Consider the following 18952-nt stretch of genomic DNA (forward strand, 5'->3'; position numbering starts at 1 on the left):
AGCGGCGTAAAAGCTGTGTAGATGCACGGTGAGCCGCGGTGTGCCTCTTCATATACTGCTCCAGCCAGTGATAAATGCAGTGCCAGATATAACGACAACTATCAAAACACGACCACGTCATTCTGATTACCCTACAGGTTGTGCTGTTCAGAATGAACGTAGCTAAACGCTATGATTCAGGAGTACAACAATGAGTTCATTAAGTCAGGCGGCGACGGCGGCTGAAAAGCGCACCAACGCCCGCTACTGGATAGTGGTGATGCTGTTTATCGTCACTTCTTTTAACTATGGTGACCGGGCGACGCTGTCGATCGCCGGTTCAGAAATGGCCAAAGATATCGGCCTCGATCCTGTTGGCATGGGGTATGTGTTCTCCGCCTTCTCATGGGCGTATGTCATCGGCCAGATCCCGGGCGGCTGGCTGCTTGACCGCTTCGGTTCGAAGCGCGTCTATTTCTGGTCGATCTTCATCTGGTCGATGTTTACCCTGCTGCAGGGCTTCGTCGATATCTTCAGCGGCTTTGGCATTATCATCGCGCTGTTCACTCTGCGTTTCCTCGTCGGCCTTGCCGAGTCGCCGTCATTCCCGGGCAACAGCCGTATCGTCGCCGCCTGGTTCCCGGCGCAGGAGAGGGGGACGGCGGTATCGATTTTTAACTCCGCCCAGTACTTTGCCACCGTTATCTTCGCGCCGATCATGGGCTGGCTGACGCATGAGGTGGGTTGGTCGCACGTGTTCTTCTTTATGGGCGGCCTGGGGATTGTGATCAGCTTTGTGTGGCTGAAAGTGATCCACGATCCGAACAACCATCCGGGCGTGAACCAGAAAGAGCTGGACTATATCGCCGAAGGCGGGGCGCTGATCAACATGGATCAGAAGAGTAGCGCGCAGAAAGTGCCGTTTAGCGTCAAAATGGGACAGATCAGACAGCTGATCGGATCGCGGATGATGATCGGCATCTATATCGGTCAGTATTGCATCAACGCCTTAACCTACTTCTTTATCACCTGGTTCCCGGTTTATCTGGTGCAGGCGCGCGGCATGTCGATCCTCAAAGCCGGCTTTGTCGCCTCCGTTCCGGCGGTGTGCGGCTTTGTCGGCGGGGTGCTGGGCGGGGTGATTTCCGACTGGTTAATGCGCCGCACCGGCTCGCTGAACATCGCGCGCAAAACGCCGATCGTGCTGGGGATGCTGCTCTCCATGACCATGCTGATGTGTAACTATGTCAACGTGGAGTGGATGGTGATCGGCTTTATGGCAATGGCCTTCTTCGGCAAAGGGATCGGGGCGCTCGGCTGGGCGGTGATGGCGGATACCGCGCCGAAAGAAATTAGCGGTCTCTCCGGCGGCCTGTTCAACATGTTCGGCAATATCTCCGGTATCGTCACTCCCATCGCCATCGGCTATATCGTTGGCACCACCGGCTCGTTCAACGGCGCGCTGATCTACGTCGGCATCCATGCCCTGGTGGCGGTGCTGAGCTACCTGGTGCTGGTGGGCGATATCAAACGCATCGAACTGAAACCTGTGGTGGGGCGCTCATCATGACTACCCAATCCAGCCCGATTATCACAGAGATGAAGGTCATTCCGGTGGCCGGGCACGACAGCATGCTGCTGAACATCGGCGGGGCGCACAACGCCTGGTTTACCCGCAATATCGTGGTATTGACCGATAATGCCGGCCACACCGGCGTTGGCGAAGCGCCCGGCGGGGAGGTTATCTACCAGACGCTGCTGGCGGCGATCCCGCAGGTGGTGGGCCAGGAGGTCGCCCGACTCAATCGCGTAGTGCAGCAGGTGCACAAAGGCAATCAGGCGGCGGATTTCGATACCTTCGGCAAAGGGGCATGGACCTTCGAACTGAAGGTTAACGCGGTGGCGGCGCTGGAAGCGGCGCTGCTCGACCTGCTCGGCCAGGTGCTGAAGGTGCCGGTCTGCGAGCTGCTGGGGCCGGGTAAGCAGCGTGATGCCGTCACCGTGCTGGGCTACCTGTTCTATATTGGCGATCGGCAGAAAACCGACCTTGGCTATCTGGACCATACGCCGGGCGATCATGAATGGTACCGCCTGCGCCATCAGCAGGCGTTGAGCAGCGAGGCGGTAGTGCGTCTGGCGGAAGCCGCCCAGGATCGCTACGGTTTCAAAGACTTTAAGCTGAAGGGCGGCGTGCTGCCCGGCGAGCAGGAGATCGACACCGCGCGGGCGCTGAAAAAGCGTTTTCCGGAGGCGCGCATCACCGTCGACCCGAACGGCGCCTGGCTGCTGGATGAGGCCATCGCGCTGTGCAAAGGGCTGCAGGATGTCCTGACTTATGCCGAAGATCCGTGCGGTGCCGAGCAAGGTTTCTCCGGCCGGGAGGTGATGGCCGAGTTCCGTCGTGCCACCGGGCTGCCGGTCGCCACCAATATGATCGCCACCAACTGGCGTGAAATGGGCCATGCGGTGATGCTCAATGCCGTCGACATCCCGCTGGCGGATCCGCATTTCTGGACGCTCTCCGGCGCGGTACGGGTGGCGCAACTGTGTGACGACTGGGGGCTCACCTGGGGCTGCCATTCCAACAACCACTTTGATATTTCCCTGGCGATGTTTACCCACGTGGGCGCCGCCGCGCCGGGCAACCCCACCGCCATTGACACCCACTGGATCTGGCAGGAGGGCGACGCGCGCCTGACCAAATATCCGCTGCAGATTATTCACGGCAAGATTGCCGTGCCAGACGCGCCGGGACTCGGCGTGGAACTTGACTGGGAGCAGGTGCGCAAAGCCCATGAGGCCTATAAAGCGCTGCCGGGCGGCGCGCGCAACGACGCAGGCCCGATGCAGTACCTGATCCCCGGCTGGACATTCGACCGCAAACGTCCCGTTTTCGGCCGCCACTAATTAAAAAGGATGATGCTATGACGACTTTCACTTCAACGCCCGTTGTTACGACCATGCAGGTGATCCCGGTTGCCGGCCATGACAGCATGCTGATGAACCTGAGCGGCGCGCACGCCCCGTACTTCACCCGCAATATTGTGATTATCAAAGATAACGCCGGGCATACCGGCGTCGGCGAAATCCCCGGCGGCGAAAAAATCCGCCAGACCCTGGAAGATGCCGCGCCGCTGGTGGTGGGCAAAACGCTGGGCGAGTACAAGAATGTGCTGGGCGCGGTGCGCAACCAGTTTGCCGACCGCGACGCCGGGGGCCGCGGCCTGCAGACCTTCGACCTGCGTACCACCATTCACGTGGTAACCGGGATTGAAGCGGCGCTGCTGGACCTGCTGGGCCAGCACCTTGGCGTCAATGTCGCTTCCCTGCTTGGCGATGGCCAGCAGCGCAGCGAAGTCGAAATGCTGGGCTATCTGTTCTTTGTCGGCAACCGCCACGCCACGCCGCTGGCCTATCAGAGCCAGCCGGATGAGCAGTGCGAGTGGTATCGCCTGCGCCATGAAGAGGCGATGACGCCGGATGCGGTGGTCCGCCTGGCGGAAGCGGCGTATGAAAAATATGGCTTCAACGACTTTAAGCTGAAGGGCGGTGTGCTGGCCGGTTTTGAAGAAGCTGAGGCGATCAGCGCCCTGGCGAAACGCTTCCCGAATGCCCGCGTCACTCTCGACCCGAACGGCGCCTGGCTGCTGGAGGAAGCCATCCAGATTGGTAAACAGCTGAAGGGCGTGCTGGCCTATGCGGAAGACCCATGCGGCGCCGAACAAGGTTTCTCTGGCCGCGAAGTGATGGCCGAGTTCCGCCGCGCGACGGGCCTGCCGACCGCGACCAATATGATCGCCACCGACTGGCGACAGATGGGCCATACCTTGTCCCTGCAGTCGGTGGATATCCCGCTGGCGGACCCGCACTTCTGGACCATGCAGGGGTCGGTGCGTGTGGCGCAGATGTGCCATGAGTTCGGCCTGACCTGGGGATCGCACTCCAATAACCACTTCGACGTGTCGCTGGCGATGTTCACCCATGTCGCGGCAGCGGCGCCGGGCAAAATCACCGCGATTGATACCCACTGGATTTGGCAGGAGGGCAACCAGCGTCTGACCAAACAACCTTTTGAAATCAAAGGCGGTATGGTGCAGGTACCGAGTACCCCGGGCCTGGGGGTTGAGCTGGATATGGACCGCGTGATGCAGGCAAATGAGCTATATAAGAAACATGGTCTTGGCGCCCGCGACGATGCGATGGCGATGCAGTATCTGATCCCGGGCTGGACCTTTGACAACAAGCGTCCATGCATGGTGCGCTAAATGGCCGCCGGCCTCTGCGGGGGCCGGCATTGCGCGACAGCGCCAGGGGTTGGCTCAGAGTAAGGACAGCACATGAAAATAGTGATCGCACCGGATTCCTGGAAGGAGAGTCTGAGCGCGCTGGAAGTGGCCACGGCGATAGAGCAAGGCTTTCGCGAGATTTATCCTGACGCGGAGTACGTCAAGCTGCCGGTTGCCGACGGTGGTGAAGGGACGGTGGAAGCCATGGTGGCGGCGACCGGCGGGCATCAGGTTCCGCTGACGGTCACCGGGCCGCTGGGTGAACCGGTTGAGGCATTTTATGGGCTGTCCGGCGATCGCCAGTGCGCCTTTATAGAAATGGCGGCAGCCAGCGGGCTGGAGAGCGTCCCGCCGGCGCAGCGTAATCCGCTGCTGACCACCTCCTGGGGGACCGGGGAGCTGATCCGCCACGCGCTGGACGCCGGCGTGCGACAGATCATTATTGGCATTGGCGGCAGTGCGACCAATGACGGCGGCGCCGGGATGGCGCAGGCGCTGGGGGCGAAACTGTTGACCGCCGACGGCCAGCAAATCGCCTCCGGGGGCGGCGCGCTGGAGACGCTGGCGCGTATCGACCTTAGCGAACTCGATCCGCGGCTGGCAGATTGCCGGATTGAGGTTGCCTGCGACGTCACCAACCCGCTAACCGGCCCGCAGGGGGCCAGCGCGGTGTTTGGCCCGCAAAAAGGGGCGACGACGCAGATGATCGACCGCCTCGACAGCGGCCTGCTGCACTATGCCCGGATTATCGCCCGCGATTTAGATATCGATGTGCTGAGCCTGGAAGGCGGTGGCGCGGCGGGCGGCATGGGGGCGGCGCTGTATGCGTTTTGTGGCGCAACGCTGCGCCCGGGCATTGAGATCGTCACCGATGCGCTGCAACTGGCGACGCGGGTGGCGGATGCCGATTTAGTGATCACCGGCGAAGGGCGTATCGATAGCCAGACGATCCACGGCAAAGTGCCGGTGGGAGTAGCGAAGGTGGCGAAGCGTTTTAACGTTCCGGTGATTGGGATTGCCGGCAGCCTTACCGCCGATGTCGGGGTGGTGCATCAGCACGGACTGGATGCGGTATTCAGCGTGTTATATACCATCTGTACCCTGGATGAAGCGCTGGCCAATGCCGCCGCCAACCTGCGGATGACGGCGCGTAACGTCGCCGCGGTTTTGCAGATGGGCGGTAAGCGGTAACCCGGATAAGGTGCGTAGCACCGCGATCCGGGAACCGTCCCCGGTGGCGCTTACGCTTACCGGGGCTACCAACCGAATACCGGACCGTAGGGCGTAGCCCGGATGAGGCGCGTAGCGCCGCTATCCGGGGTTTACACGCCCATCCGGCACGCTTCGCGGGCCACATTATCCATCTCGTCTAACAGCTCGAGCAGCTCCGGCTCCAGGTCCTCGGCGGCGGTACCCGACCGCAGCTGGCTCTCCAGGGTGTGGCACAGCTTTTTCAACCGCGGCACGCCGCTGTAGCTGCAGCTGCCGTGCAGCTTGTGGATCAGATCCACCAGCCCTTCCGGCTGCTCGCCCACCAGCTGCTCTTCCACTTTATTACGCACCTCCGGCATAAAGGCGATCAGCATCTGCAGCATCTCCCGCGCCAGATCCGGCTTCATGGCGGCCTGACGCAGCGCCAGCTGCCAGTCAAGCGTCAGGTTATGGTCGATGACCGGCTCTGCGGGCGGTAGCGCCGCCGGAGCGACGCTGAGCAGGCCGGGCTGATAGCGCAGCAGCAGAGCGTGCAGTTTCTCTTCTTCGATTGGCTTCGCCAGATAATCGTTCATGCCGGCGCTCAACAGCTTCTCCCGCTGGCCCTCCAGGGCGTGCGCGGTGACCGCAATCACCGGGGTTTGCTGATGATGCGACAGATGATGAATCAGCTCGCAGGCGCGGATGCCGTCCATATCCGGCATCTGAATATCCATCAGGATCAGATCCATCTGCAGCCGCTTGGCCTGGTCCACGGCCTGCTGGCCGCTGTCGCAGAGGATCACCTGCTGCACAAGGTCGTCCAGCAGGGCGCCAATCAGCTTCAGGTTAGCCGGATTGTCGTCGACGGCCATCACGGTCATCGGCAGCTTATGACTGTCGGTTTGCGTCAACGGCGCGGAAGCCGGCGCATGATTGGTGGCCACCAGCGCCGGCAGCAGACGGGTGGTAGTGAGCGGTTTCAACAGGCAGGCAGCGACGCCGTCGCGCTTCAGGGCTTCGGCGCTGACCTGGGCATGACATGGCAGAGCAAGCAGCACGTTGTCAGACATCGCGCAAGCTTTGACTAATTTTTCCCGGTGCGGCGACAAATCGCGCATTGAGACCGGGATGCCGACCAGCAGAATGTCGTACTGCGCTTCCGCCAGCGAGGAGAAGGTAGGGCTGTAGATCACCTCCAGCGGCGTGGCGGCCAGCATCTCCAGCGTACATTGCGCCGCCGTCGCGTTGGCTTCCACATAGGCCAGACGTTTGCCCGTCAGCCCGTCGGTGTTCAGCATATCCGGAATGGCGTTCGGGTTGAGATCAAGGCTGATATGGAACCAGAAGGTGGAGCCGCGGTTCGGCTGACTGTGGAACGAAATATCGCCGCCCATCTCTTTGACCAGACGCTGGGTGATCACCAGCCCAAGCCCGGTGCCGCCGTGCCGGCGTGAAATGCTGGCATCGGCCTGACGGAAGGCCTGGAACAGTCGGGACTGGTCGCGCTCGGGGATGCCGATGCCGGTATCGTGGATCTGAATTTCGATCTGTACCCGCGAGTTGCTGATGGCCCGCTGCTCCACCAGCACGTCGATATTGCCGTGCTCGGTGAATTTAATCGCATTGCCCACGAGGTTGGTCACAATCTGCTGCAGACGGAGCGGATCGCCAATGACGTTATCCGGCACATTGTTCTTAATGTTCAGCGTCAGCTCCAGCCCTTTATCGTGCGCGGAATGCGCCAGCAGGGTGACCACTTCATCAAGCGAGGTGCGCAGCAGGAACGGAATACTCTCCAGAATCAGCTTCCCGGCTTCCAGCTTGGAAAAGTCGAGCACGTCATTGATGATCGCCAGCAGATTATTGGCCGAACGTTCGATGGTGGTCAGGTGGTCGCGCTGCGTGGCGTTGAGATCGGTTTTCAGCGTCAGGCGGGTAAAGCCGATCACCCCATTGAGCGGGGTGCGCAGTTCGTGGGACATATTGGCCAGGAACTCAGACTTAATGCGCGCCGCCTCCTGGGCGCGCTTTTTCGCCAGGTCCAGCTCAACGTTCTGGATCTCCATCTGCTCAAGGGTTTCCCGCAGATCGGAGGTCGCCTGGTCGACGTTGTGCTGCATCTCCTCATGGTAGGCCGCCAGCGACATGGCCATCGAGTTAATGCCGTTTTTCAACATATCCAGTTCGCCGAGCATAAAACCCTCGACCCGGCTGTCCAGCTGTCCGCGGCGGATACGGTCGACGGTGTTGACCATATTGCGGATAGGCCCGGTGACGTCGCGCATCAGGCGCCAGCCGAAGATTAGCGCGATGCCAATGCAGAACAGCATCATCACACTGGAGATGAAAATCTCTTTGTACTGCTGGAGGCGGACTGATTTCAGATCCAGCTCCAGCGCGACGTAGCCCAGCATATTGCCCGGCATTTTGGCGTCAGATTCGGGGGACTCATCGGGAGAATAGCTTTCCGAGACGATCGGCGTGCGCAGGATCATGATGTCGCCGTCGCGGATGACGCTGAGATGGCGGGGAAATGCCTCGCCTTTCGGGATCTGCAGTTCGCTGGGGTTGAGCTGGTAATTGGAGGTGACAAACAGCCGGTTATGCGAATCATACACCGAGATGGCCCGCACGATCTCCGAATGACGCCGATGCAGGACGCTGATCAGCTGGCCGATGGATTCGCGGTTTTGCAAATTCATCCCATATTCGCTGGAGACCGCCAGCGGCTCAATAATGCTGGCGCCGGCGTCCTCCAGCTGGCGTTGCAGGTCGTTATAACGATGAGCGACAAAGAAAATACTGAGCAACAGCCCAATCAGGACGGTTGGCGCCAGTATCAGAATCATCATGCGAGCACGCAGGCTGTAGTTGGTCATGCGGTTCCATTATGGGAGAATATAGACATCATCGTTCTGTGCGCGTCGGTGCGCTTCGTGGCACTGCCGCCCTGAACGAGCTCGTTTTATTTGATTGAGACAACTCTCTACGATGGCGCAATTCTACTCTGCAAAACGGCGTGTGACGACGCGCCAGATCATAACCGTTACAGTCAATGACCTCGATCCCTTTGGTCAGGGCGTTGCCCGCCACCAGGGAAAGGCGCTGTTCGTGAGCGGTGTGCTGCCGCAGGAGCAGGCCGAGGTGGTGCTGGTGGAAGACAAAAAACAGTACGCCCGCGCCCAGGTGAAACGCCGTCTAACCGACAGCCCGCAGCGCCAGGCGCCGCGCTGCCCGCATTTTGGCGTCTGCGGCGGCTGCCAACAGCAGCATGCCAGCGTCGCGCTTCAGCAGCAAAGTAAACGTGCCGCGCTGGCGCGGCTGATGAAGCGTGAGGTGGATGAGGTCATCGCCGGCGTGCCGTGGGGCTACCGCCGTCGCGCGCGCTTAAGCTTGAATTATCAGCCAAAGACCCAACAATTGCAGATGGGTTTTCGCCAGGCCAACGCCAAAGCGATCGTCGATGTGGTGCAATGCCCTGTTTTGGTGCCCCAACTTGAGGCATTGCTGCCTGCCGTGCGCGAGTGCTTAAGCGCGCTGAGCGCATTACGCCACCTCGGTCACGTCGAGCTGGTGCAGGCGGACAACGGCCCGCTGATGGTGCTGCGCCATACCGCTGCCCTGCCAGCGGGCGACAGGGAAAAACTGGAACGCTTTTCGCAAACTCACGGTCTTTCCCTGTACCTCGCGCCGCAAAGCGAGATACTGGAACATATTCATGGCGAAGCGCCATGGTATACCTCAGACGGACTACGCTTAGTGTTCAGTCCGCGGGATTTTATCCAGGTCAACGACGGCGTGAATCAGCAGATGGTGCGTACTGCGCTGGAATGGCTGGATCTGCAGCCAGAGGACCGGGTACTGGATCTGTTCTGCGGGATGGGTAACTTTACCCTGCCGCTGGCGACGCGAGCCGCCCACGTGGTGGGGGTGGAAGGGGTGCCCGCGCTGGTAGAAAAGGGGCGGGAAAACGCCGCCCTCAATGGTTTATCAAATGTCACTTTCTTCCATGAAAATCTGGAAGAGGATGTCACCCGTCAGGCCTGGGCGAAGCACGGCTTTGATAAAGTGCTGCTGGACCCGGCCCGCGCCGGCGCGCCGGGCGTGATGCCGCATATTATAAAACTGGCACCGCGGCGGGTGGTGTATGTTTCCTGCAACCCGGCGACGCTGGCGCGAGACAGCGAAACCCTGTTGCAGGCTGGATATCAGATTCAACGCCTGGCGATGCTGGATATGTTCCCGCATACCGGTCATCTGGAATCAATGGTGTTGTTTGAGCGCAGGCTTACATAAGGTCATTCACAACGTCGCAGAAGAGCCACCCTGGCCGTCAATGCTGACGCGACCTGCAGGATGACATGTAGAAAGTTGAGGCTTGCCGACTTCGGCAGGCCGGTCCCTTAAGGAGAGGACAATGGTTGCGGTAAGAAGTGCACATCTTAATAAAGCTGGTGAATTTGACCCGAAGAAATGGATCGCGAGTCTGGGGATTTCCAGCCAGCAGTCGTGTGAGCGCTTAGCCGAAACCTGGGATTATTGTCGCGAAAAAACGCAAGGACACCCGCAGGCAGACCTGCTGCTGTGGCGTGGCGTCGAAATGGTGGAGATTCTGTCCACCCTGAGTATGGATCTCGATACGCTGCGCGCGGCGCTGTTGTTCCCACTGGCGGACGGTGAAGTCGTTAGTGAAGAGGTCATGCAGGAGAGCGTGGGTAAATCGGTCGTGACCCTGATTCACGGGGTGCGGGACATGGCCGCTATCCGCCAGCTAAAAGCCACCCATAACGACTCGGTATCTTCCGAGCAGGTGGATAACATTCGCCGCATGCTGCTGGCGATGGTTGACGATTTCCGCTGCGTGGTCATCAAGCTTGCTGAGCGGATCGCGCATCTGCGCGAGGTCAAAGACGCGCCGGAAGATGAACGCGTGCTGGCGGCGAAAGAGTGCACCAATATCTATGCGCCGCTGGCGAACCGCTTAGGTATCGGCCAGCTGAAGTGGGAGCTGGAAGATTACTGCTTCCGTTATCTGCATCCGGCAGAATACAAGCGCATTGCTAAACTGCTCCACGAACGCCGTATCGACCGTGAGCATTACATCGACGAGTTCGTCGGTCACCTGCGCTCGGAGATGAAAGCCGAAGGCGTCAAGGCGGAAGTCTATGGCCGGCCGAAGCACATCTACAGCATCTGGCGCAAAATGCAGAAAAAACACCTCGCGTTTGACGAGCTGTTTGACGTTCGCGCGGTGCGCATCGTGGCCGAGCGTTTGCAGGATTGTTACGCCGCGCTGGGGATCGTCCATACCCACTATCGCCACCTGCCGGATGAATTCGATGACTACGTGGCCAACCCGAAACCCAACGGCTATCAGTCTATTCATACCGTGGTGCTGGGCCCGAGCGGCAAGACGGTGGAGATTCAAATTCGCACCCGGCAGATGCATGAAGATGCTGAGCTTGGCGTGGCTGCGCACTGGAAGTACAAAGAGGGGGCGGGAGCGGGCACCGGCGGTGGCCGTGGCTATGAGGACCGCATCGCCTGGCTGCGTAAGCTGATTGCCTGGCAGGAAGAGATGGCCGACTCTGGCGAAATGCTCGACGAAGTGCGCAGTCAGGTTTTCGACGATCGGGTGTATGTCTTTACACCGAAAGGCGACGTGGTGGACCTGCCAGCGGGGTCGACGCCGCTCGACTTTGCCTACCATATCCACAGCGACGTCGGCCATCGCTGCATCGGCGCCAAAATTGGCGGCCGTATCGTGCCGTTCACCTATCAGCTGCAGATGGGCGATCAGATTGAAATTATTACCCAGAAGCAGCCGAACCCGAGCCGCGACTGGCTGAACCCTAACCTCGGCTACGTGACCACCAGTCGCGGACGCTCGAAGATCCACGCCTGGTTCCGTAAACAGGACCGCGACAAGAATATTCTCGCCGGTCGGCAGATCCTCGACGACGAGCTGGAGCATCTGGGCATCAGTCTTAAGGATGCGGAAAAACACCTGCTGCCGCGCTACAACTTCAACGAGCTCGATGAACTGCTGGCTGCCATTGGCGGCGGCGATATCCGTCTCAACCAGATGGTCAATTTCCTGCAGGCGCAGTTCAATAAACCGAGCGCCGCTGAGCAGGATGCGGCCGCGCTGAAGCAGCTGCAGCAGAAAACCTACGCCCCACAGAACCGCACCAAGGACAATGGCCGGGTGGTGGTGGAAGGGGTAGGCAACCTGATGCACCATATTGCCCGCTGCTGCCAGCCGATCCCGGGCGATGAGATCGTCGGCTTTATCACCCAGGGGCGCGGGATTTCCGTGCATCGCGCCGACTGCGATCAGCTGGCTGAACTGCAGTCGCATGCTCCGGAGCGCATCGTCGATGCGGTATGGGGTGAAAGCTACTCGGCGGGCTACTCGCTGGTGGTCAGGGTGGAGGCGAACGATCGCAGCGGTTTACTGCGCGATATCACCACCATCCTCGCCAATGAGAAGGTGAATGTGCTGGGTGTCGCCAGCCGCAGCGATACCCGTCAGCAGCTGGCAACCATCGATATGACCATTGAGATTTACAACCTGCAGGTGCTGGGCCGGGTGCTCGGTAAGCTGAACCAGGTGCCCGATGTCATTGACGCGCGCCGTCTGCACGGCGGTTAAGCCCTCTCCAGGCCAGGTCAATGAATGACCGCTGAGGCAATGGCTGCTGAAACTGCCGGCGTTGGCGGCCTCAAAATCGCTGAGACGTTCCCGGAAGGCAGGGGCAGCCCGCATGGATGCGGGCTGAGGGCCGTGTTTTGCAGGGACGCTGCCTCGGCCCGACCCGAAGCCTGCAGGGATAAGTCGAAGGCACCGCGCAGCGGCGATTTTGCTGGCCGGAGCACGGGGGTACAGGGGGCGGCGGCGACTGGCCGCCTCCTGTGCGCTCCCTGTACCACAGGAGACATATGGCAGAACATTTACCGGGAGCGCAAAGTACGCTGGAGTCACACGTGAAAAACGCTTTTCCCGGGCTCAAAAGTTGCAAACCGATATCAATTTCTACCATTTTTTACATTTCCAGGATCCTCACATGACCCAAATCGACCGCCTGCTCGGCATTATGAAGCGCCTGCGCGACCCGGAAAACGGCTGCCCGTGGGATAAAGAGCAGACCTTTGCCACTATCGCCCCTTACACCCTTGAGGAGACCTACGAGGTCCTCGATGCTATCCAGCGGGAAGATTTTGACGACCTGCGCGGTGAGCTGGGCGATCTGCTGTTCCAGGTGGTGTTCTATGCGCAAATGGCGCAGGAAGAGGAACGCTTTAACTTTGACGATATCTGCGCCGCCATCAGCGACAAGCTGGAGCGCCGCCATCCCCATATTTTCGCTGATGCTACTGCAGGAAACAGCGGCGAAGTCCTGGCCCGCTGGGAGCAGATCAAAAGCGCGGAGCGGGCGGAAAAAGCCCAGCATTCGGCGCTGGACGACATTCCCCATAGCCTGCCGGCGCTGATGCGCGCGCATAAAATCCAGCGCCGCTGCTCGGCGGTCGGTTTCGACTGGACCTCGCTGGGACCGGTGCTCGACAAGGTGCATGAAGAAATTGATGAAGTGATGCATGAAGCGCAGCAGGCGGTGGTGGATGAAGCAAAACTGGAAGAGGAAGTGGGCGATCTGCTGTTCGCCACGGTGAATTTATCCCGTCATTTAGGGGTCAAAGCCGAGGTGGCGCTGCAGAAAGCAAACCGCAAATTTGAGCGTCGCTTCCGCGAGGTCGAGCGCATTGTCGCCGCCCGCGGCCTGGAAATGACCGGCATCGACCTCGATACCATGGAAGAAGTGTGGCAGGAAGTAAAACGCCAGGAAACTGATCTCTAACGAGTTTTCGTGATCAAGCGCGATTTGTGTGATTTTATAAATAACAAGCGCTTGATTTACGTCAAAAACATTTCGCCAAAAGCGTCTATTTTCTCTTTCCGTTATGTCGTTGAAACACCATGTAGCCTGCCTCTTCGAGTTGTTCGAGTCGCAACACAGGTGCAACTTGAAGAACGAAGGGGAGGGGAAGAATGAAAGTTTGTGGCGTCACGCATGTTCGGGTATACTACTTTCCCGTCCTGGTTATTCCATCGTTTTACCCTAACTTCTCAGGTTCAGCATGACAACGAACTATATTTTTGTGACCGGCGGGGTCGTATCCTCTCTGGGTAAAGGCATTGCCGCAGCCTCCCTGGCAGCCATTCTTGAAGCCCGTGGTCTCAACGTGACCATCATGAAACTGGATCCGTATATCAACGTCGATCCGGGCACCATGAGCCCAATCCAGCATGGGGAAGTGTTCGTTACTGAAGACGGCGCAGAAACCGATCTGGACCTGGGCCACTATGAGCGTTTCATCCGTACCAAGATGACGCGTCGCAACAACTTCACCACCGGCCGTATCTACTCCGACGTACTGCGCAAAGAGCGCCGTGGCGACTATCTGGGTGCCACCGTTCAGGTTATTCCACACATCACCAACGCTATCAAAGAGCGCGTACTGGCGGGCGGCGAAGGCCATGACGTCGTACTGGTGGAAATCGGCGGTACCGTAGGCGATATCGAATCCCTGCCGTTCCTCGAAGCCATTCGTCAGATGGCGGTAGAGATCGGCCGCGAGCATACCCTGTTTATGCACCTGACCCTGGTGCCGTACATGGCCGCTGCGGGCGAAGTCAAAACCAAGCCGACCCAGCACTCCGTGAAAGAGCTGCTTTCCATCGGTATCCAGCCAGATATCCTGATCTGCCGCTCAGACCGCGCGGTTCCGGCCAACGAACGAGCCAAAATTGCTTTGTTCTGTAACGTTCCGGAAAAGGCTGTGATTTCTCTGAAAGACGTCGATTCCATTTATAAAATTCCGGGCCTGTTGAAATCTCAGGGGCTGGACGATTATATTTGTAAACGATTCAGCTTAACTTGTCCGGAAGCAAACCTGGCCGAATGGGAACAGGTAATCTATGAAGAAGCCAATCCGGCAGGCGAAGTCACCATTGGTATGGTCGGTAAGTACATTGAACTGCCGGATGCCTACAAGTCGGTGATTGAAGCGCTGAAACACGGTGGTCTGAAAAACCGCGTGACCGTCAACATCAAGCTGATCGATTCGCAGGATGTGGAAACGCGCGGCGTCGAAATCCTCAAGGATTTAGATGCTATCCTTATCCCGGGCGGCTTCGGCTACCGCGGTGTGGAAGGTAAGATCGCCACCGCGCGCTATGCGCGTGAGAACAATATTCCTTATCTGGGCATCTGCCTGGGTATGCAGGTTGCGCTGATTGAGTTCGCGCGCAACGTAGCGGGTATGGAAAACGCCAACTCGACGGAATTTGTGCCAGACTGTAAATACCCGGTTGTGGCCCTGATTACCGAATGGCGTGACGAAGATGGCAACGTTGAAGTCCGCTCCGAGAAGAGCGATCTGGGCGGCACCATGCGCCTGGGCGCACAGCAGTGCCAGCTGGATGATGAATCTCTGGTGCGCCAGCTGTACGGCGAGCCGACCATCACCGAGCGCCATCGTCACCGCTACGAAGTCAACAACATGTTGTTGAAACCGATTGAAGCTGCTGGTCTGCGCGTTGCGGGCCGTTCCGGGGATGATCAGTTGGTCGAGATCATCGAAGTGCCGAACCATCCGTGGTTTGTTGCCTGCCAGTTCCACCCGGAGTTTACTTCGACGCCGCGTGATGGGCACCCGCTGTTTGCTGGCTTTGTGAAAGCCGCGAGCGAGTACCAGAAGCGTCAGGCGAAGTAAAAGAGTTAGAACGGCAATGCACCCAACTGGGTGCATTGTTTGTCTGGAGTTTTAGTTTAACTTGTACTGAGGAAAACCTAATGTCCAAAATCGTTAAAGTCATCGGTCGTGAAATCATCGACTCCCGTGGTAACCCGACTGTTGAAGCCGAAGTACACCTGGAAGGTGGTTTCGTCGGTATGGCAGCTGCTCCGTCAGGTGCTTCTACTGGTTCCCGCGAAGCGCTGGAACTGCGCGATGGCGACAAATCCCGTTTCCTGGGTAAAGGCGTAACCAAAGCTGTTGCTGCGGTAAACGGCCCGATCGCTCAGGCAATCCTGGGCAAAGATGCTAAAGATCAGGCTGGCATCGACAAGATCATGATCGACCTGGACGGTACTGAAAACAAATCTAACTTCGGTGCGAACGCTATTCTGGCTGTTTCTCTGGCAAACGCCAAAGCAGCTGCAGCGTCCAAAGGCCTGCCGCTGTACGCGCACATCGCGGAACTGAACGGCACTCCGGGCAAATACTCCATGCCGGTTCCGATGATGAACATCATCAACGGTGGTGAGCACGCTGACAACAACGTCGACATCCAGGAATTCATGATTCAGCCGGTTGGCGCGCCGACCCTGAAAGAAGCCGTACGCATGGGTTCTGAAGTGTTCCATCACCTGGCGAAAGTGCTGAAGTCCAAAGGCATGAACACTGCCGTTGGTGACGAAGGCGGCTACGCGCCGAACCTGGGTTCTAACGCCGAAGCACTGGCTGTTATCGCTGAAGCGGTTAAAGCTGCTGGCTACGAGCTGGGCAAAGACATCACCCTGGCGATGGACTGCGCAGCATCTGAATTCTACAAAGACGGTAAATACGTTCTGGCTGGCGAAGGCAACAAAGCGTTCACCTCTGAAGAGTTCACTCACTTCCTGGAAGACCTGACCAAACAGTACCCGATCGTCTCCATCGAAGATGGCCTGGACGAATCTGACTGGGACGGTTTCGCATACCAGACCAAAGTACTGGGCGACAAAATCCAGCTGGTTGGTGACGACCTGTTCGTAACCAACACCAAGATCCTGAAAGAAGGCATCGAAAAAGGCATCGCTAACTCCATCCTGATCAAATTCAACCAGATCGGTTCTCTGACCGAAACTCTGGCTGCCATCAAGATGGCGAAAGACGCTGGCTACACCGCTGTCATCTCTCACCGTTCTGGCGAAACTGAAGACGCGACCATCGCTGACCTGGCTGTCGGTACCGCTGCAGGCCAGATCAAAACCGGTTCTATGAGCCGTTCTGACCGCGTTGCTAAATACAACCAGCTGATTCGTATCGAAGAAGCGCTGGGTGAGCAAGCGCCGTTCAACGGTCGTAAAGAGATCAAAGGCCAGGCATAATCCTGTCTTTGTGAAATAATAATGCCAGCCTCAGGGCTGGCATTTTTTTTACCTCGTCGGCGATTATTTAAAATCGACGGCCATTTGCTGGGGGATCGACAGCCCGCGAGTGGTCTCCACGCAGCGGTCGATGTAATCCGTAAAACGCGGTGGTTTTGGCATTCCCATGCTCAACAGCTTGTCGTTACTAAAGCGCACATTCAACGTAGCGAACGCGCCATATAAGCGCATGGCTTTCAGCATCAGACGTTCATTGCATGGCCCAAATATCCCTTTCAGTTCACGACGCATTTTGACCAGCGTGTCATAGCTGACCTGGGCGTACTTATCCCCCACCGGGGCCTGTTCGAGGGCCTGAGCCATCGCCCGGTCGATTTCGGCAAACTTCACGCTATTCTCCTCCCCGGCAGAGATGTGCACCACTTCGCCGTGAGCCAGCGGCTGGTTAAGCAGCATCAGCAGGGCATCAGCGCAGTAGTCCACCGGGATGACATCGATTCGGTCCTCCATGGAACATAAAAATTTCTGCAGCATCAGCCCCATGCTGAACACCCAGAAAATACTGCTGGAAGGCCGGCAGCCGTGATGGGTATGACCCACCACGATAGAAGGGCGGGCAATGACCAGCGGCAGTGTAGGGCAATGCTGCTGCATCAACTGCTCGATGGTTGATTTCGAGTGGGTGTATTCCACCAGGTGCTCAGCGCGTTCCCGAAACTCCGCGCTTTCGGCGACCAGTGAATCCGGCTCAGGCGAACATGACATCGCTGTGCCGACGTGCAGAAAACGCTGCAGACCCTCAACCTGCGCCATCCGTTGCGCCAGGCGCAGCGTACCCTCAACGTTAACCTTCCAGATGAGCGGGTTGCTGCCAAACGAGGCGACAGCGGCGCAGTTGAGGACATGCGTCACCTGATCGAGGCGCGGATCGTTAAGAAAATGCTCCGGAGAAGCGAGATCGCCCAGCAGGATATGCTGCGGGTGAAGCATCGCCAGCTTCTCCTCGGCGATGTTGAACTTACGCATGTTCTCTTTGACCCGTTCGAGGCCTGCCTCGGGGCTATCAGCACGCACGAGCAGTAGCAGATCTAACCGGGTTTCCTGATGGAGTATTTTCTCTAACGCGGCACCGCCCAGAAACCCCGTAACGCCGGTAATTAATAATGTGGTCATAAACGCTATCTCATTATGGTTGGTCTGCGGGATTCTAGGCGGGCAAAAGTAAACGACGATTAAATAAAGAAGGGGCCCGATCAGGGATTTATTAAGACCAGTTTAAGGTTATTATCACCGGCGGATTGAATTGGACTCGCAGATCGGCCAGATAATTCACTCTTTCATGTATCAGTTTGTACATCACTGTATTTTAAGGTTTTTTGTTTTGCTGTCTGGACCTTTTATTTTATCCTGAATGACAGGAATAACATTTTCTGTTACACATTTTCAGTCCACGTGTCAGAATATTAATTATTTTAATTCTTATCATGCTAATAAATTAAGCCAAAAGAAAAGATTGTTTCTTTAATCAATAATATTATTCCCGACACGGATATTGACGAAGGGGTAAAAAAGGGATCGCAGCGCAGGACAAGACCTGTGCGCTGAAATCTGCGATAATGGACGTTTATGACCCTAAACAGAGATGACTATGCAGTACCCGATTAACGAGATGTTCCAGACCCTGCAAGGCGAGGGTTACTTCACCGGCGTGCCTGCCATTTTTATTCGTCTGCAGGGATGCCCGGTAGGATGCGCGTGGTGCGACACTAAGCATACCTGGGACAAGCTGGCCGATCGGGAAGTGTCGTTGTTCAGCATCCTGGCGAAAACCAAAGAGAGCGATAAGTGGGGGCCGGCAAGCAGCGAGGATCTGCTGGCGATTATTGGGCGCCAGGGGTGGACTGCCCGCCACGTGGTCATTACCGGCGGTGAACCCTGCATTCATGATTTAACGCCGTTAACCTCGCTTCTGGAACAAAACGGCTTTAGCTGTCAGATTGAAACCAGCGGCACCCATGAAGTGCGCTGCAGCCACAACACCTGGGTGACGGTATCCCCGAAGGTTAATATGCGTGGCGGGTATGATGTGCTGTCGCAGGCTCTGCAGCGGGCGGATGAGATCAAGCATCCGGTAGGGCGCGTCCGCGACATCGAAGCGCTGGACGAACTGCTGGAAACGCTGAGCGATGACAAACCGCGGATCATCGCCCTGCAGCCGATCAGTCAGAAAGAAGACGCGACGCGCCTGTGTATCGACACCTGCATCGCCCGTAACTGGCGCCTTTCCATGCAGACGCACAAATATTTGAATATTGCCTGATAAAAAAAAGCCCGGCA

The 18952-nt window shown here is 57.9% G+C and carries 12 protein-coding genes; 10 read left to right on the forward strand and 2 right to left on the reverse strand.

The genetic code is table 11. The annotated features are described in order from the left end of the window. Positions 1 to 190: 190 nt before the first annotated feature. The 4 genes from AC3EMD_RS04995 (at position 191) to AC3EMD_RS05010 (ending at position 5456) form a co-directional block, all read left to right on the forward strand. The gene (locus tag AC3EMD_RS04995) at positions 191 to 1549 is read left to right on the forward strand and encodes an MFS transporter (RefSeq protein WP_008806252.1); all 1359 of its coding nucleotides are present in this window, start codon (positions 191 to 193) and stop codon (positions 1547 to 1549) included. Further along, complete coding sequence (locus AC3EMD_RS05000; protein ID WP_012540724.1) at positions 1546 to 2886, forward strand: enolase C-terminal domain-like protein; 1341 nt, start codon at positions 1546 to 1548, stop codon at positions 2884 to 2886. Before AC3EMD_RS04995 ends, AC3EMD_RS05000 begins: the two co-directional genes overlap by 4 nt. A gap of 17 nt (positions 2887 to 2903) precedes the next feature. Then, the gene (gene gudD, locus AC3EMD_RS05005) at positions 2904 to 4244 is read left to right on the forward strand and encodes a glucarate dehydratase (protein WP_008806250.1); all 1341 of its coding nucleotides are present in this window, start codon (positions 2904 to 2906) and stop codon (positions 4242 to 4244) included. Between the two features lie 72 nt (positions 4245 to 4316). Then, on the forward strand, positions 4317 to 5456 hold the full coding sequence (locus AC3EMD_RS05010) for a glycerate kinase (protein WP_032731169.1): 1140 nt from the start codon (positions 4317 to 4319) through the stop codon (positions 5454 to 5456). Between the two features lie 131 nt (positions 5457 to 5587). On the opposite strand, the gene barA is transcribed toward AC3EMD_RS05010, so the two are convergent. Further along, complete coding sequence (gene barA / locus AC3EMD_RS05015; protein ID WP_012540726.1) at positions 5588 to 8338, reverse strand: two-component sensor histidine kinase BarA; 2751 nt, start codon at positions 8336 to 8338, stop codon at positions 5588 to 5590. Positions 8339 to 8450: 112 nt separating this feature from the next. Between barA and rlmD the strand changes: the two genes are divergently transcribed. The 5 genes from rlmD (at position 8451) to eno (ending at position 16615) form a co-directional block, all read left to right on the forward strand. Next, positions 8451 to 9755, forward strand: a complete 1305-nt coding sequence (rlmD, locus tag AC3EMD_RS05020; RefSeq protein WP_008806247.1) for a 23S rRNA (uracil(1939)-C(5))-methyltransferase RlmD — start codon at positions 8451 to 8453, stop codon at positions 9753 to 9755. A 121-nt stretch (positions 9756 to 9876) separates the two neighbouring features. Beyond that, a complete protein-coding gene (gene relA / locus AC3EMD_RS05025; protein WP_008806246.1) occupies positions 9877 to 12114 on the forward strand; it encodes a GTP diphosphokinase in 2238 nt (745 codons plus the stop codon). Positions 12115 to 12526: 412 nt separating this feature from the next. Continuing rightward, complete coding sequence (gene mazG / locus AC3EMD_RS05030) at positions 12527 to 13318, forward strand: nucleoside triphosphate pyrophosphohydrolase (protein WP_302073965.1); 792 nt, start codon at positions 12527 to 12529, stop codon at positions 13316 to 13318. 280 nt (positions 13319 to 13598) lie between these two features. Beyond that, positions 13599 to 15236, forward strand: coding sequence for a glutamine hydrolyzing CTP synthase (pyrG, locus tag AC3EMD_RS05035; RefSeq protein ID WP_008806244.1), 1638 nt, complete (start codon positions 13599 to 13601; stop codon positions 15234 to 15236). 80 nt (positions 15237 to 15316) lie between these two features. Continuing rightward, entirely contained in the window at positions 15317 to 16615 is a 1299-nt protein-coding gene (gene eno / locus AC3EMD_RS05040) for a phosphopyruvate hydratase (RefSeq protein ID WP_008806243.1), read from the forward strand. A gap of 63 nt (positions 16616 to 16678) precedes the next feature. Here the strand turns inward: eno and AC3EMD_RS05045 are convergent, their stop codons facing one another. Beyond that, positions 16679 to 17788 (reverse strand): SDR family oxidoreductase, encoded by a 1110-nt coding sequence (locus AC3EMD_RS05045; RefSeq protein ID WP_008806242.1) that lies wholly within the window; start codon positions 17786 to 17788, stop codon positions 16679 to 16681. 475 nt (positions 17789 to 18263) lie between these two features. Here AC3EMD_RS05045 and queE point away from each other — a divergent pair, with 475 nt between their 5' ends. Beyond that, positions 18264 to 18935: a 7-carboxy-7-deazaguanine synthase QueE gene (gene queE / locus AC3EMD_RS05050; RefSeq protein WP_008806241.1), complete on the forward strand. Its 672-nt coding sequence runs from the start codon at positions 18264 to 18266 to the stop codon at positions 18933 to 18935. Positions 18936 to 18952: the final 17 nt, after the last annotated feature.

The organism is Klebsiella sp. PK18 (assembly GCF_057784655.1).